Consider the following 14971-nt stretch of genomic DNA (forward strand, 5'->3'; position numbering starts at 1 on the left):
ATCTCTGCCGCTTCAAACAAACGGGTGAACACGCGTTCCTGCAAGGCGACGGGACGTTCCATCAGGCGGGAAAGGTTGCGGAGCACAAACAGCCACTTGTCGAACATGGTTTCCAACTCAGACTCCGTCTTGTTGAACTTGGGCATCTCCAGGTAGACGAAGGTCAACTTGTCAAAGAATACATCTTTCGTGCGGGTGTCCATCAGTTTCACCTCCCGGCGGTAATAGGAATCGGCACAATCATCCATCGTGAAGTTCAGGATGCCTATCACATAGACGGCTTTCAATCGGTAGTCCCAATCGTTGCCGCGACTAGCCTGCTCACGGATGGGGAAGGTGGCGTAGTACAGGCTGCGGTCCTTGAAGAACTGCTGCTCGCCCCGCTGCATCTCCACCAGGAAACGTTCGCCTTTCTCGTTCGTGCAATATACGTCGAAAACGGCACGGCGCTCGACGGGCTGGTCAGACAAATGTTCCGTGTTGAGATACGTCACGTCCATGATCTGCTCGCGCTCCGGTAGCAACGCATTGAGGAAGCTGATTAGCAGTTCCTTGTTCAGTTCGGTTCCAAACAGCTTCTTGAAACCAAAGTCCGTATAGGGATTGACAAAACGTTCTTGAAAACCTTCCGAGCCCATCGTTCTTTCTTCTTTATCGGTTGATACCAAACACAGAGGCACGGAGACACAGAGTTTTTTGTTTTCTTCTCCATAGCTCACAGAGTTAATTTCCCTTCTCTCGAATGCGGCGAAGCCGCGGACTCTGTGCCCTCCCGTCATTTTTACCGACAGACAGTTACAGAACTTTGTGGCTCTGTGGCTCTGTGTTGGATATAAATTAAATCTAATTGATTACTTATGTCCTGCAAATTAACGAATTCATCGGGGAAATTCCAAACGATGAAAGGCATTTTTCACTGCTCAATCTTCCAGTCGCTAATCGTCCGTTTCTCCCTGTCGAAATTGATGCCTACCTTGACGATGGGCAGCCCGCACAAGGCGAAACGTTCGGGATAATTCTTCAAATCTATCTGCTGCATCGCCGTTTCGGCGGTTTGGTCCAGCTTCAGTTCCACCACATAGAGGGTGTCTGCTGTGCGCAACACCATGTCCACCCGTCCATGAGGCGTGCGGACTTCCACATCCACGTACATGCCCAGCAGGCTGAAGATGACATATAGCAATTGCTGGTAATGGCCCTCGTAATTGGTATTTTCCGCATAGGGAACCGTAGCGAGGAACTGCTGCAGGTGCTGCAATGCCATATCCATGTTCCCCACACGGAGGGCACGGTACATATTTGCCACCATGTTCTTGCCTTCTATGCTTCGGTGAGGCAAATAAAGCGGGAGCAGGCTTTTTAACAGGCCGATGCGGACTTCCTTGTTGGGGAGGTCAAGCAGGTACTGTCCGGTAATCTCGTCACAATCCTTTATGGTGATGTAACCGCTCTGATAGAGCAGCGGGGTGATGTCGGTCATCCGTTCGGTGGGGGCATCAAAATCTTCCACCATCGTTTCACGGCCGCCTATTTCCTGGGGAGAGACATGGTATTTCCGGAGCATCTCAATCAGGTAGGTCGGCGTGCCGCTACCGAACCAGTAGGAATTCAACCGTCCTACGCTGAAGGTATTCAGCAGACTGAAGGGATTGTAGATGTCGGGCGATGGCCACGTGAAGTGATAGCCGTCGTAGTTGTCCTTCAACTGTTGCAGCGTCTCTTCGCGGCTCAGTTCCAGGCGGGAAGCCAGCACATCCAGGTCCTTGTCCATTTGCGTTTCCATCTCTTCCTGAGTGATGCCACAGACGGCGGCATATTCGGGCAGCATACTGATGTTCTGGATGTTGTTCAGTTCGCTGAAGATGCTCAGCTGCGAGAACTTGGTGATGCCGGTCAGGAACACGAAGCGCAGGTAAGGGTCGCAAGCCTTCAGCGGACTGTAGAAGTTGCGCATCACGTTACGGAGCACGGGAAGGTCTTTCTCTTCGTGCATCACGTCCAGCAAGGGAGCATCGTATTCGTCAATGAGGACCACTACCCCTTTGCCGGTCTGTTTATAGGCACGCTGTATCAGACCCTCCAAGCGCTGGTTGGGCAGTATGTCACCTTCACCGCGCCCGTATATCTGCTCATATTGCAGCAGCTTACGTTCTAATTCCAATACAAGCGCTTCCTTATCCGTATGTTTGGCCGTACTCATGTCGAAATGCAGCACCGGATGCGGTGTCCATTCCGTCTCCGACTGTTCGATTGCCAAACCCTTGAACAATTCTTTCCGGCCTTCGAAATAGGCATGCAGCGTGCTGGTGAGCAGCGACTTGCCGAAGCGGCGGGGCCGGCTCAGAAACAGGTATTTGGAATTGCCGTGTGCCATGCGGTACACGTATTCTGTCTTGTCAATGTACAGATATTGCTTGTTTACAAGCTCGGAAAATGTCTGTATCCCTATGGGGTAACGCCTTGGCTGTTCCATGTTGTTGAAGTTTTTTCGGGTTCTGTAGCACAAAGATAATGAAAACGGTTGAGACGACCAATCTTTTTGCGTGAATTCATCCTTCACATAAACCTTAGGTTTAGTGTGCTAACTCTAAGGTTTATCGTACTAACCCTTAGTTTGAGCGTGCTAACCCTTTACATGCTCTTTTTATATAAAAGAACCGTGCCGTCCGTGACAGACGTGACAGTGGTTTTGCAACTTTCTCTGCGTATATACGTAATATAAGATTATAAAAACGTTTCTCGCGTACATACGCGTAAAAAGTTATAAAAGTACTGTCACAACTGTCACGCCGCCGGTGCAGAGCTTACCTTAAACGGCTAAGGATCAATCTCATCCAAGTGCTTCCTTTCGTCCGAACTCAGCAGGGTGTCGCGGTAAACATCCGTAACCACGTTTGCCAAATGCCGTTTGAGCCGGCTAAAATGGCATTTGAGCGTTCTAAAATGCCATTTTAGGATACGCGGATAGCAGTTTATGCTTTTCTGTTTTTCACTTTCTCCATATCCTCCAGGAACCACTCCAGCTTTTTCTCCCTCCATTGCCGGTACCGTCCCATGTCTACATGGGGTGCCGGGAGCGTCATCCTTTCCAGGCGTTGGCTGCAGGCCGGAAGGTCTTTTCTGTGGACACAGGCTGCGAGGACCGGGTGGGGCACCTCCCTGATCCGGAGCGGTATGATGCTGGCACCTGTGCACCGGCATGCCAGTTGGAAGGCGGAAGTCTCGAAAGCCACCCAGTATGTGCCGAGGCTGTACAGGTACATCGCTTCCCGGTTTCCGTCCTCCTTCCTCAGGATGGGACGAATTTCGTTTTGTATCAGTTGTTTCAGGTTGTATCCGGATGGCATGTCTGGTTGTATTTTAGAATTTCTTTCCGAATATGATGTTTCTGAAAGTCATCCAAAGGATTTTGAAATCGAACCACCAGGACCGGTGCTCCAAGTAGAACAGGTCATACCTCAGCCTGCGGAGCATCTTTTCGATGGTGTCCGTGTAGCCGTTGTAGAGTGTGGCGTAGGAGGTAACTCCCGGCCGTATCTGGTAGAGGTACCGATAGCGCGGGTCACGCTCCATTATCTGGTCGATGTAGAATTTCCGTTCCGGCCTTGGTCCGATGAACGCCATTTCCCCGATGAAGACGTTCCATAGTTGCGGCAGTTCATCCAGATGGTGTTCCCTGAGGAACTTCCCCACCTTTGTCAGCCGTGGGTCACATCCGCTTTTGTATAATGCCGGTCCGGACTTTTCCGCATCCAGCCTCATGCTTCTGAACTTGTAGATGTAGAATGGGCGTCCGAAACGTCCGATGCGCTCCTGCTTGAAGATGGCCGGTCCGTGGTCCTCCTGTTTTACTGCTATGTAGCAAACCAGAAAGAGCGGTGCGAAAATGATCAGGGCTGTCAGTGCCAGGATGCAGTCGACAAACCGTTTTACATTCCGTTCAAACCCGTTCATTCCGTCCCGTATGAAGCGGTCGTCGTTCATGTTATTATTTTTTTCTTCTTTCATTGTGGAGTCATTAAAGAGGATTTATAGAGATTGTATTCAAGGGCTTCCTATCTATTCCGGCAGGTTCCACCGTTTCATTTCCCGTTCAGCGTTGCTGTATTTTTTCTGTCCCATCCGGCAAAGCCTGTCAGCGGTTTTCTGTGCCTCTTCGGGTTTGAATGGGATTGCGTTTCCTTCGGTGCAGAGTGTGTACCATCGTTCCAGCACGGGTACGGAATGCTTGGACAGGTTGTGGATGCGTTTTGCATAGCAGGCGTAAGCTCTGCGTATGTCCGCGTCCCGCGAATGGTCGAGCAGCATGTAGGATATTCGGTTCATCACCTCGATTCGCTCCAGGGCTTCGGGGATGGTGATGCCCTGCCAGAGTCCGTCCGGTGTGAGGGAGTCTACCCATTCATCGGCCGTTTGGGTGAGGTAGGCATACCATTCGTCGTCCCGTTCGGCGTGCGACAGGTAGAAGTAGCAGGTCAGGCAACGGCACAGTGCTGTCCGCACCATCCCGTTGTTTCGTGCCGTTGCGAAGCTTCCTTCCACGGCCCGTTCTGCAGCCTCATACCAGCGTTCCATCCGGCGGAAGTCCACGATGAGTGAGTCCTTTCCCATGCGGTCGTATGCTGCGCACAGGCGGCGCAGGGTGGGGAGCGGGGTAAACATATTGAATATTTGTATCTTTATATCGTTATACCAGTTTGATATACTCCGGTTCCACTTCCACTGCTGCAGCCAGGAGCATGGGTATTTCCACGAGCAGCCTTTTGTGTTTTGATCCCCGGACGGTGACCAGTGTCCCCGTGTATCCGTCCAGTGGTCCTCCAATGATTCGTATTTTTCTGTCCCGCATGTCCGGTGTGATTTCTTCCGGGGTATAATACCTGGGCGACTGTGTACTTTCCACGGCCCGTATGAACCTCTCCATCTCCCGGTCCCTGACCGTCATGGGTTCCCTCCAGGTGTTCCTCAGGTACCGGTATTGGAAAGTCCGTATCCGCTCCACCAGGGGGTCAATCACTTCCCTTGTGTCGTACACGAATATCAGGTCCTGTATATAGGGCACCAGTCTGGGCTGCCGTTTTCCGTTTGCAGTGGCCATCAGCCAGACCATCGGCGTGAAATGCCGGATGTTTTTTTCCCTCAGCATTTCTCGTGCCGGCAGTTTGGCATTGCTCCGGCTCAGGTCCCGCATCACGAACCATTGCCTGTGGCCTGTTCCCGCCTGGTTGTCGGCCGGAATCTTTATGCCCGTTGTGGCTTCCATTTTTCGTTTCAAGACAATTTTATCAATCCTGCAGACGGTTGTAATCTGCAGATACCCAAACGGTTATTTCGGGCTCCTGAAAAAGTTCCGGCATCAGCCCGACCGGTATTTCCCGTTGTGCGACGGTCATGTGTACAACTATTGTTGCAGTACATCTCTTCGTAGGAGATGTACGATTTGTTATAACCGTATGGAAATCAGATAGTAGAAAGGGGAAAGGCAGAAGGGAATGCTAAACAAGACCAACAATGCTAAACAAAAAAATAAACAGAATTTGATTTTTAAATGTCCTGGAAGTTGCTCTAATCAATATTTTGCCTAACTTTGCACCGCGGTACATCTCCTACGAAGAGATATACCTATTCGTACAACACAAAGCCTCCATGAAGCAGTGTATGGATGGCGGTTCTGAACCTCCAGTTTTTCCCATCTTGTTTTTCTTTTTGTCTACGGCATAGTAAGGGTGCGTCTGGCACGCAAGGAAGCATCGGCTTGCACCTTGCAGGCGGTACACACCACTCTAATCCCGTTCTTGAAATGGAAATTCCCAAAGGCGAGGGCCAGAAACACAGTCGGGCACCCTGACAGCAGCAGGATGCCCGAACAAATAATAGTGTGGAATTTGGAAAGCGCTTATTTCCTCATAAATTCGCTCTTATTCCGGAAAGCGCAACAGAGTTTCCAGCGCAGGGACTGCAGGGGTTGAAGCAGGTCGAAGACGGGAAGTGTGAAGTAATAGCGCCGTTCTTCGCCCAAAGCCCGTGCATTATGGTTGATGACATACAACTGGAGAGCCAGACGGAGGAAGAATGCAGTCAAAGCCACGGCTGCCATCAGCCATTGCTGCAGGAGGATGCCCATGACAAGAGCCGTCAGCCATGACAGATGGAACAACAGGCGGGTCAGCGTCTCCAGACCGGCGGCATATCGTTGGGTACCTTTGTAAAAACGGGCTGTAGAGGCATAGCCTATTTTCTCTTCCCGCCAGTCTTTGGCACGGGCGCAGGGTGTGCGGCGCACCACCGAGGCGGTGTCAATCTCTACGCGTGTATTTTCGCCCATAGCCACTTGGTTGATGAAAAGGTCGTCGTCGCCGCGCACCAGGTTGAGGTATTCTGAAAAACCTTTGTTTTGATAAAACAGTTCCTTGCGGTAGGCCAGGTTGCCACCCAATCCCATGTAAGGGTGCCCGCCGAGAGCGAAACCTAGATAGCGGATGGCTTGGAACAGATTATCGTAAGCAATACGTTTGTGCAGCCATCCTTTTCCCCTGGCATAGCCGACGTGTCCCAGCACTATTTGAGTGGAGGGGGTGAAGTTACGTGCCAGCAGGCGGAGCCATTGGTTGCTTTCAGGGTGGCAGTCGGGTTCGGTCATCACCAGCCAGTCGTATTTGGCAGCCCGTATGCCCAGAGTGAGTCCCAGCTTCTTGTGGCTGATGTATCGGGATGAATTAGGCACGAAGCTGTGGTAGAGGTGGGGATACGATTCGCGGAGTTGGGTCAGATAGTCGGCTGTGCCGTCATCGGTTCCGTCTGTAATGACAATGACTTCGAAGCGCGGATAGTCTTGTGATAAGATGGAGGTCAGGTTGGCACGGAGATATTCGCAAGCTTCGCGGGCGTATATGACAACAGACAGTGGAGGGTATTCCGTGGCAAAAGATATGTCACCTTGCCTTGCGGCTTTGGCATGACGGGGTATACGCAGGTAGAGGCAGGCGTAATAGAGTGCCTGAATGAGCAGAAGACCACCCAGCGTGGCCAGTAGAAGTGTTTCGTTTTTGTCGAAAGTGAAAGCTTCCATAGGATGATATTATGAGTAAGAGCGCTGCAAATTTACAAAAAATCCGGAGATTGGTGCGGGTGCAGGACCATTTAGTTTCTATCAAACACAGAGATACAAAGTTCCGTGACTTTCTGTCGGAAAAATGACGGGAGGGCACAGAGTCCGCGGCTTCGTCGCATACGAGAGATGGGAAACTAACTCTGTGAACCGTGGACAAGAAAACAAAAACTCTGTGCCTCCGTGTCTCTGTGTTGTATCACTTAATTTTGCACAATTCCTTAGAAATTCAAAGCGATGTTTTATGGAAGAACCGGCACTACATCAAAGCGTGTTCCCGTAAAATGCCGTTCTATGTAGTGCTGCAGATAGTGCATTGTGTCATCGCGGATGGTTGTGTCTTTTACTTCCGGATAGAGGTTGTATAGCACAGTATGGAGTGGGATACCGCGTTTTTGGATGGCTTCGAAACTGAGCAGGGTGTGGTTGATGCTGCCCAATTTGCCCGAAGTGACAAAGATGAGAGGGGCATGCCGTGAAGCGATGTAGTCGATGGTGAGGAGTTCGTCGGTGAGGGGAACCATCAGTCCGCCGGCACATTCTACAAGTACCGTATCATACCGTCGTGCCAGTTCATCGGTGGCCAGTCCTATCTTTTCGAGGTCTATGGGACGTTGGTCGATGCGTGCAGCCAGGTGTGGCGAGCAGGGATAAGAGTAGATTTCCGGGGCAGTGAGCCCTTCTTTGTCTTCCGGCAGTAGACCGGTACCCATCAGTTTTCGGTGCAGGTCTATGTCTTCGGAGTGACCGGTGTTGCCAGTCTGTACGAGTTTCTGGGTGATGACGCGCAAGCCTGCCCGCTGAAGTTGTTGGGCCAGCCAGCCTGTGCAATAGGTCTTTCCGGCATCGGTATCAATGCCGCTGATGTAGAAAATGTTGTTGCTCATAGTCTTTTATTGTTTATGAAGAATGTTCGACTTTCCGGGTTACTATATAAATAGGGTGATAAGTGAGTGGAACCTTTCCGTCGTCTTGTGCAAAAAGCCGGATGTAATTGTCGGTGAAGTGCTGGAGGCGGGTACGGGTCCAGATACGCTTCTCGGTGCCGGTCACTCCCGTTTGCTTCAAATGACGGAGTACGTCTGCCGGCGTGGGGAAGGTAAGCGTGGCTATTTCTTCCGAAGCATGGAGCAACTTGAGGTCCGGAGGAAACATCGCAGCCAGCTCATCGGGGGTGAAATAGGACAGTCCGTTGCCTGTGAGTGCCCGTATTTCTTGCAGGTTGGATGGTCCGAAGGTGCTGAAGGCCAGTATGCCGGCCGGTGGCAGGACTTCGGAGCACCGGACAAAGAACTGACGGGGCGAGGTGAACCATTGCAATGTCGAGCACGAGGTGATGACTCGTGTTCGGGGGGGCACGGGCAAAGTCTCGGCATCGCCTGGCAGGAAATGTACATCGGGCAGGCTTAAAAGGTCGTTGAGACTTTGCTGCATCTCCGTGCACAAGTCGTTGAGCCACATCTCTTGTGGGTGGAAGGCTTGTTGCAGGAGGCGTGAGTAAATGCCCGTGCCGCATCCCACCTCCAGCAAAGCACCATCGGCCAGGTCGTCGGGGGAGGCATAATCCCGGAGCAGTCGGAGCATTTCGGCGGCAGCTTGGTGTTGTACACGTGCTTCCCGGTCGTAGGTCTTCCGTGCCCGGGCAAATCCGGCGGCTATCTGTTGTTTTTCCATACGTCTTGCAGATAATGTTGAAACATGGGTACACTATAGTGCGCATCATCCAGTGTATGGACAGCCACTCCCTGTTTTTGCCAGGCGCGGAGTTGGTTGTCGGGTGGAATTATGCGGTCCTGTGTGCCTACTACGGCTTGTGTCCAGCTGAAAGCAGGAGCGGGCAGGGACAGACGCAGGCGAGAGATGGCACGCATCTCGTCGGCCAGTTCGTCTACGGGACGGTGGGGAGTAACGCGCAGGAAGTCGTGGAAGGCTTCGGTGTTGAGGCACATGCGTCGGCAGAATTTATGCAGGGAGGCAGGGCTCAGGTGCTCCAAGGTGCCTTGCCAGATGTCGGGATGGATGCCGCACTCCGGGTCTATGGGAAAGGGGGTACCGTTCAGGGCGATGCTTTGTCCTAACTGTACATGCAGGCGGGGTACTACATAGGTGGCAGCCCATACACCCATCGACCAGCCTACCACGTCGATACTTTCGTAGGCATCGAGAGGAGCAAAATTGGCGTCCAAGGTACGGTAGTCGTAGCAGAGCAGGAAGTCCCGTCCTCCAGGCCGGTAAGTACGGAAAGGAGTAGCATCCGAAGCCCACCCTGCAAAGAACAGGAGCAGGCGGGGATGATGTTCTTGGATGAGAAATTCGTGTTGCATCAGAATTCTATTTCTTGGAAGACAGATATTTGATTAGTTTCTCCACCTCTTCGTCCACCAGGTCGGCTCGCAGCGAAAGACGCAGGCGGGCGGTTCCTTCGGGTACCGTAGGTGGCCGTACGGGCAGGAGGTAGAAGCCGTGTCGTTGCATTTCTTCGGCCAACTGCAGGGCTTGCGTGCTGTCTCCTACGGGCAGGGGAATGATGTGGCTACGCGAGGCGGTCTGAATGCCTTGCCTGTTGAGGGCATCGTGCACATGCCGTGTGATTTCTGCCAGACGCTGCCGCCTTCCTTGCATTTCCGGCAGGTGACGGACAATGTAGAGGCTCCATGCGGCTACCAGCGGGGGCAGGGCAGTGGTGAAGATAAAGGGGCGCATGTGGTTTACTAAGTGGTTGCGTAGGGTCTGGTTGCATGCTACGAAGGCTCCGGCCGAGGCAGCTGCTTTGCCCAGTGTGCCCACCAGCAGGTCTATGTCAGGAAGTACCCCTGCTTCTTCGGCGCATCCCAGTCCTTTCGGACCGCGCACCCCGAAGGCGTGTGCTTCGTCCACGTAAAGCAGGACATGGGGATACTGCCGTTTCAGTTGGACGATGTCGCGGAGTGGAGCTTCATCGCCATCCATGCTGAAAATGCTCTCGGTGACGATTATGATGCGGCGGTAGTTGGCAGCATTACTTTGGAGGAGGCGCGTCAGGTGCGTCAGGTTGTTGTGCTTGAAGCGGAACCAGTGGGCTTGGCTCAGTCGCATGCCGTCGATGAGACTGGCGTGTACCAGTTTGTCGGCCAGGATGAGGTCGCCGCGTTGGGCAAAGGCAGGCAGAATGCCGGTGTTGGCATCGTAGCCGCTGTTGAACACGAGGGCTGACTGGGTGCCGTAGAGGCGTGCCAGAGCCACTTCAAGTTCATCGAACACGGGATGGTTGCCGGTGAGCAGCCGCGAAGAGGAACTGGAGGGTATGAGGTGTTCGGGAGGCGCATTGTGGAGAAATTCGGCGTAGAGCGCATGGTCGGCAGCCAACCCCAGATAGTCGTTGGATGAGAGGTTGAGCATGCATTCGCCCTGTTTCAGTAAGTAGCGTCCTTCCTGTACCGCATGTGCGAGGGAACGGTAATTGCCCGCTATTTTCAGTTCCTCCAGGTTGGCTTGCAGGTCGTTTATCAGTTTATCCATATTAGATGCCTTTTACTACTTTGATAAGTCCTTGTGTCAGTTTAGATAATTCTTCGGGTTGAATGACATAAGGCGGCATGACGTAGACCAGCCGTCCGAAGGGGCGCACCCAGATGCCTTCGTCTACAAAGCGGCGTTGCATGCGGGCCATGTCCACAGGCTGTTTCAGTTCGATGACACCGATGGCACCCAACACCCGGACATCGCTTACTTGCGGCAGGGCGCGGGCCGGTTCCAGTTCTTCTTTGAGCTGGCGTTCGATGCGGAACACCTTGCCCTGCCAGTCGTATTCCCGTGAGGTAAGCAGACGGATGGAGGCACATGCTACGGCGCATGCCAACGGGTTTCCCATGAATGTGGGGCCGTGCATGAACACCCCCGGTGTCTGTGCCGAGAGCATGTCTGCCACTTCGTTGGTGGCCAGCACGGCAGCCATGGTCATATAGCCTCCTGTCAGTGCCTTGCCGATGCACATGATGTCCGGCTCCACTCCGGCATATTCCCAGGCAAAGAGCCTTCCTGTACGTCCGAAGCCAGTTGCAATTTCATCGAAAATGAGCAGAATTCCGTATTCCTGGCAAAGTCTGGCAGCTTCCACCAAGTATTGCGGATGGTAGAACCACATGCCGCCTGCGCCCTGCACGATGGGTTCCAGAATGAGGGCGGCTAATGTATCGGCATGTTCTTCGATAAGGAAGCGCAGGGGGATAATGTCTTCTTCATCCCAGATTTCGTCAAAACGTGAGCGGGGTTGTGGGGCGAAGAAGCGTTTGGGCAGGGCGGGGCCAAACAGTGAGTGCATGCCTGTGACGGGGTCGCATACCGACATGGCATTCCAGGTATCTCCATGATACCCGCTGCGGATGGTTACAAAGTTCTGTTTCTGTGCCAGATGTTCCAGTCCGGGGTGGGAGCGGCTCTTGGCATACCAATATTGCACGGCCATCTTCATAGCCACCTCCACCGAGACAGACCCCGAATCGGCATAAAATATCTTCTGAAGTCTGGGCGGTATCAGAGGCAGGAGCAGTTGTGCCAGCTCGATGGCGGGTTCGTGTGTCAGACCGCCGAACATTACGTGCGACATCTGCTCCAGTTGTTCATGGGCTGCCTGGTTCAGTTCGGGGCGGTTATATCCGTGTATGGCGCACCACCACGACGACATGCCGTCTACAAGTTGTTGTCCTGTCGAAAGCGTGAGGGTTGTTCCCCGTGCGCTTGCCACTTTATATACAGGCAATGGGCGCGAAGTAGAAGTGTAGGGATGCCACAGATGCAAGGTGTCTGCCTGTGTGTCGTCCGTCTCATAACCTGCTTCTTGGGCCAGCCGGTGGTCTTCGGTAGAAGTGGAGCCGGTAGTTGTGAGCAGGTCGCCTGTAATGGCTGCATTGATACCGATGTACATGGCCCGGCGCTGCACGTCTTTGGAGAAGCGTTTTCGTCCTCCGGCAAATCGCAGGGCTGCGCGAGGCAGGATGAACCGGAAGATAGCCACAGATGTCAGCAGTTCTTCATCGTCCAGGAGAGGTTGATGTTCCAAGGGGGTGCCGGGAATAGGAGCCAGTACGTTGAGGGGGACGGAAGTGATGTCCAACTCCCGCAGTTTGAATGCCAGTTCTATGCGCTGCTCCATGGTCTCGCCCATGCCGATGATGCCTCCGCTGCAAACTTCCAGTCCGGCGCGTCGGGCAGCCTGCAAAGTGGCAATTTTGTCATCCTGGGTGTGTGTGGAGCAAAGTGTGGGGAAAAAAGAAGGCGCTGTCTCCAGGTTGCAATGGTAACGCGTGATGCCAGCATCGGCCAGTTGGCGCATGCCTTCTTCGTCTACCAGGCCCAGCGAAGCGCAGAGTCGGATGGAAGTATAGTGGCGCAGGTAGCGGGCCGTGTCGCAAATGCGCTTCAGCAGTTGTCGGGAGGGGCGTCGTCCGCTGATAACGAGCGAGAACCGTCCAATACCCTGCAACTCATGCTGGTATGCCTGATTCAGGCAATCGTCCGGGTGTGCCAAGTCATAAATTTCTGCGTCCGTCCGGTAGTGGACCGACTGGGCACACCACTTGCAATCTTCCGGGCAACGGCCGGAACGTGCGTTGATAATGGAACAGAAGTCTACGCGCCGGTCGGCCAGACGGAAGGTTATCTCGTGGGCGGCTTCGTACAGGGCTTCTTTATCAGGCTGTCCGGCCAGAAACAGGGCCTCCGTCAGGGTGATGTTCCCGCCCCGGAGGACTTTCTCTTTCAAGTCTTGTATTTTCATAAGGGTCTTCTTTAAAATCAGAGGGTTCATGTTCGGTAATGAAGGCGACCGTGCCCGTATTCACCTGCTTGCAGAGCGCGCGGTCGGCAACGTCATGATGCAGATGTCCGATGGTGACACACCGCCCCATGCTGGCAAAGGCGGCATATCGCCCACGGTTCCAGCATCGGAAACGCAGGGCAGGGCGGTTGATAGATTGCATGGTCTGCTTCATTTTCCGGATTCTTATTGTTTAATGCGGATGCAAACTTACTCATTTTTTCGGTGATTCTGGTGTCTTGCGGATAATTTTGTGCATTTGCGGGTGGCGGTTTGTGGCCGATATATAAGAGGGCTGCTCCGCAGCGCTTAGAAGTTTGCTTCGCAACGCTTAGAAGTCTGCTCCGAAAGGCTTTGCAGCAACCAGCCTGGCAGGTGCCTGTGTTTCAACGGGGTTCCTGCATGAGATTCAGTGAGGCGCGGATAGTGCCGGACAGGACTTCCGCCGCTTTTTTTCACACAAATCTTTCTTACTTGATTTGCTTTCGGTTGAAAATTCGTAATTTTGCGCCCTTGTAATCGGAAGCTAAAAACATTAAAAGAACAGAATAAAAATGGCAGTAGAATTAAAGAACCTTACCAAACGGAGCGAGAACTATTCGCAATGGTACAACGAACTGGTGGTGAAGTCCGACCTGGCCGAACAGTCCGCCGTGCGCGGATGTATGGTCATCAAGCCTTACGGATACGCCATCTGGGAGAAAATGCAGCGTCAGCTGGACGATATGTTTAAGGAAACAGGTCATGTCAATGCCTATTTCCCCTTGCTCATCCCCAAGTCTTTCCTCAGCCGCGAGGCCGAACATGTAGAAGGATTTGCCAAGGAATGTGCCGTGGTGACTCACTATCGCCTGAAGAATGACCCCAACGGAGGAGGCGTAGTGGTTGATCCCGAGGCCAAGCTGGAGGAAGAACTTATCATCCGCCCCACTTCGGAAACCATTATCTGGAATACTTATAAGAACTGGATTAATTCCTATCGCGACCTGCCTATCCTGGTCAACCAGTGGGCCAATGTGTTCCGTTGGGAGATGCGTACCCGCCTCTTCCTGCGCACAGCCGAGTTCTTGTGGCAGGAAGGCCACACCGCCCATGCCACCCGTGAGGAGGCCGAGGCCGAGGCTGTGAAGATGCTGAACGTCTATGGTGACTTTGCCGAGAAATACATGGCTGTGCCTGTCATTAAAGGCGTTAAATCGGCCAACGAACGTTTTGCCGGTGCCCTCAATACCTATACCATCGAGGCCATGATGCAGGACGGCAAGGCATTGCAGAGCGGCACTTCTCATTTCTTGGGGCAGAACTTTGCCAAGGCTTTCAATGTGCAGTTTGTCAACAAGGACAACCAGTTGGAATATGTATGGGCTACTTCGTGGGGAGTATCTACCCGCCTGATGGGAGCGCTCATCATGACGCATTCGGATGACAACGGACTTGTATTGCCTCCGCATCTGGCTCCTATCCAGGTGGTGATTGTTCCTATTTATAAGAGTCAGGAGCAGCTGCACCAGATAGACGAGAAAGTGGCAGGAATCGTAGCTTGCCTGAAAGATTTGGGCATCAGCGTGAAGTATGACAATGCCGACAACAAGCGCCCGGGATTCAAGTTTGCCGATTACGAGGTGAAGGGCGTGCCCGTGCGCCTTGTCATGGGAGGACGCGATTTGGAGAACAACACCATTGAGGTGATGCGTCGCGACACGCTGGAGAAAGAAACCCGTACGTGTGACGGCATCGGGCAATATGTGAAAGATTTGCTCGAAGACATCCAGACCAATATCTATCAGAAGGCACTGGCTTACCGCAATGCACGCATCACTACAGCCGATACCTACGACGAGTTCAAGGAGAAGATAGAGGAAGGCGGCTTTATTCTGGCTCACTGGGACGGCACTACCGAAACAGAGCTCCGCATCAAAGAAGAGACCAAGGCTACTATCCGTTGTATCCCGTTCGATTCTTTCGTGCCAGGCGACAAAGAGCCGGGCAAGTGTATGGTGACAGGAAAGCCTTCGGAGCGGCGCGTCATTTTCGCACGTTCTTATTGATTCTGATTCCGAGGTTATTAG

Annotated in this window: 14 protein-coding genes; 1 reads left to right on the forward strand and 13 read right to left on the reverse strand. The window is 53.0% G+C overall.

Annotated elements, in window-relative coordinates:
• From B5F34_RS14495 to B5F34_RS17620, 13 genes are all read right to left on the reverse strand, one after another.
• Positions 1 to 638, reverse strand: a 638-nt coding sequence (locus B5F34_RS14495) for an Rpn family recombination-promoting nuclease/putative transposase (protein WP_087340425.1), incomplete at its 3' end; no start/stop codon positions are given.
• Between the two features lie 275 nt (positions 639 to 913).
• On the reverse strand, positions 914 to 2473 hold the full coding sequence (locus B5F34_RS14500; protein ID WP_087340426.1) for an ATP-binding protein: 1560 nt from the start codon (positions 2471 to 2473) through the stop codon (positions 914 to 916).
• 499 nt (positions 2474 to 2972) lie between these two features.
• Entirely contained in the window at positions 2973 to 3347 is a 375-nt protein-coding gene (locus B5F34_RS14505) for a hypothetical protein (RefSeq protein WP_087340428.1), read from the reverse strand.
• A gap of 13 nt (positions 3348 to 3360) precedes the next feature.
• Complete coding sequence (locus B5F34_RS14510) at positions 3361 to 4008, reverse strand: sugar transferase (protein WP_087340430.1); 648 nt, start codon at positions 4006 to 4008, stop codon at positions 3361 to 3363.
• Positions 4009 to 4059: 51 nt separating this feature from the next.
• Positions 4060 to 4662, reverse strand: coding sequence for a hypothetical protein (locus B5F34_RS14515; protein ID WP_087340432.1), 603 nt, complete (start codon positions 4660 to 4662; stop codon positions 4060 to 4062).
• A 25-nt stretch (positions 4663 to 4687) separates the two neighbouring features.
• Positions 4688 to 5191 (reverse strand): UpxY family transcription antiterminator, encoded by a 504-nt coding sequence (locus B5F34_RS14520; protein ID WP_087340489.1) that lies wholly within the window; start codon positions 5189 to 5191, stop codon positions 4688 to 4690.
• Positions 5192 to 5896: 705 nt separating this feature from the next.
• Positions 5897 to 7069, reverse strand: a complete 1173-nt coding sequence (locus B5F34_RS14525) for a glycosyltransferase (RefSeq protein ID WP_087340434.1) — start codon at positions 7067 to 7069, stop codon at positions 5897 to 5899.
• 281 nt (positions 7070 to 7350) lie between these two features.
• Positions 7351 to 7995, reverse strand: coding sequence for a dethiobiotin synthase (gene bioD, locus B5F34_RS14530; protein WP_087340437.1), 645 nt, complete (start codon positions 7993 to 7995; stop codon positions 7351 to 7353).
• Positions 7996 to 8008: 13 nt separating this feature from the next.
• On the reverse strand, positions 8009 to 8782 hold the full coding sequence (gene bioC, locus B5F34_RS14535; protein ID WP_087340440.1) for a malonyl-ACP O-methyltransferase BioC: 774 nt from the start codon (positions 8780 to 8782) through the stop codon (positions 8009 to 8011).
• On the reverse strand, positions 8764 to 9432 hold the full coding sequence (locus B5F34_RS14540) for a pimeloyl-ACP methyl esterase BioG family protein (RefSeq protein ID WP_087340442.1): 669 nt from the start codon (positions 9430 to 9432) through the stop codon (positions 8764 to 8766). Before B5F34_RS14540 ends, bioC begins: the two co-directional genes overlap by 19 nt.
• Positions 9433 to 9439: 7 nt before the next feature.
• The gene (locus B5F34_RS14545) at positions 9440 to 10606 is read right to left on the reverse strand and encodes an 8-amino-7-oxononanoate synthase (protein WP_087340444.1); all 1167 of its coding nucleotides are present in this window, start codon (positions 10604 to 10606) and stop codon (positions 9440 to 9442) included.
• A 1-nt stretch (position 10607) separates the two neighbouring features.
• A complete protein-coding gene (gene bioA, locus B5F34_RS14550) occupies positions 10608 to 12863 on the reverse strand; it encodes an adenosylmethionine--8-amino-7-oxononanoate transaminase (RefSeq protein WP_087340446.1) in 2256 nt (751 codons plus the stop codon).
• Entirely contained in the window at positions 12778 to 13077 is a 300-nt protein-coding gene (locus B5F34_RS17620; protein WP_162609346.1) for a hypothetical protein, read from the reverse strand. The genes bioA and B5F34_RS17620 overlap by 86 nt, the downstream gene beginning before the upstream one ends.
• A 379-nt stretch (positions 13078 to 13456) precedes the next feature.
• Between B5F34_RS17620 and proS the strand changes: the two genes are divergently transcribed.
• Positions 13457 to 14950 (forward strand): proline--tRNA ligase, encoded by a 1494-nt coding sequence (gene proS / locus B5F34_RS14555; protein WP_087340448.1) that lies wholly within the window; start codon positions 13457 to 13459, stop codon positions 14948 to 14950.
• Positions 14951 to 14971: the final 21 nt, after the last annotated feature.

Origin of the sequence: Mediterranea sp. An20, from assembly GCF_002160055.1 — a bacterium.
Classification (GTDB): Bacteria; Bacteroidota; Bacteroidia; order Bacteroidales; family Bacteroidaceae; genus Bacteroides; species Bacteroides avicola.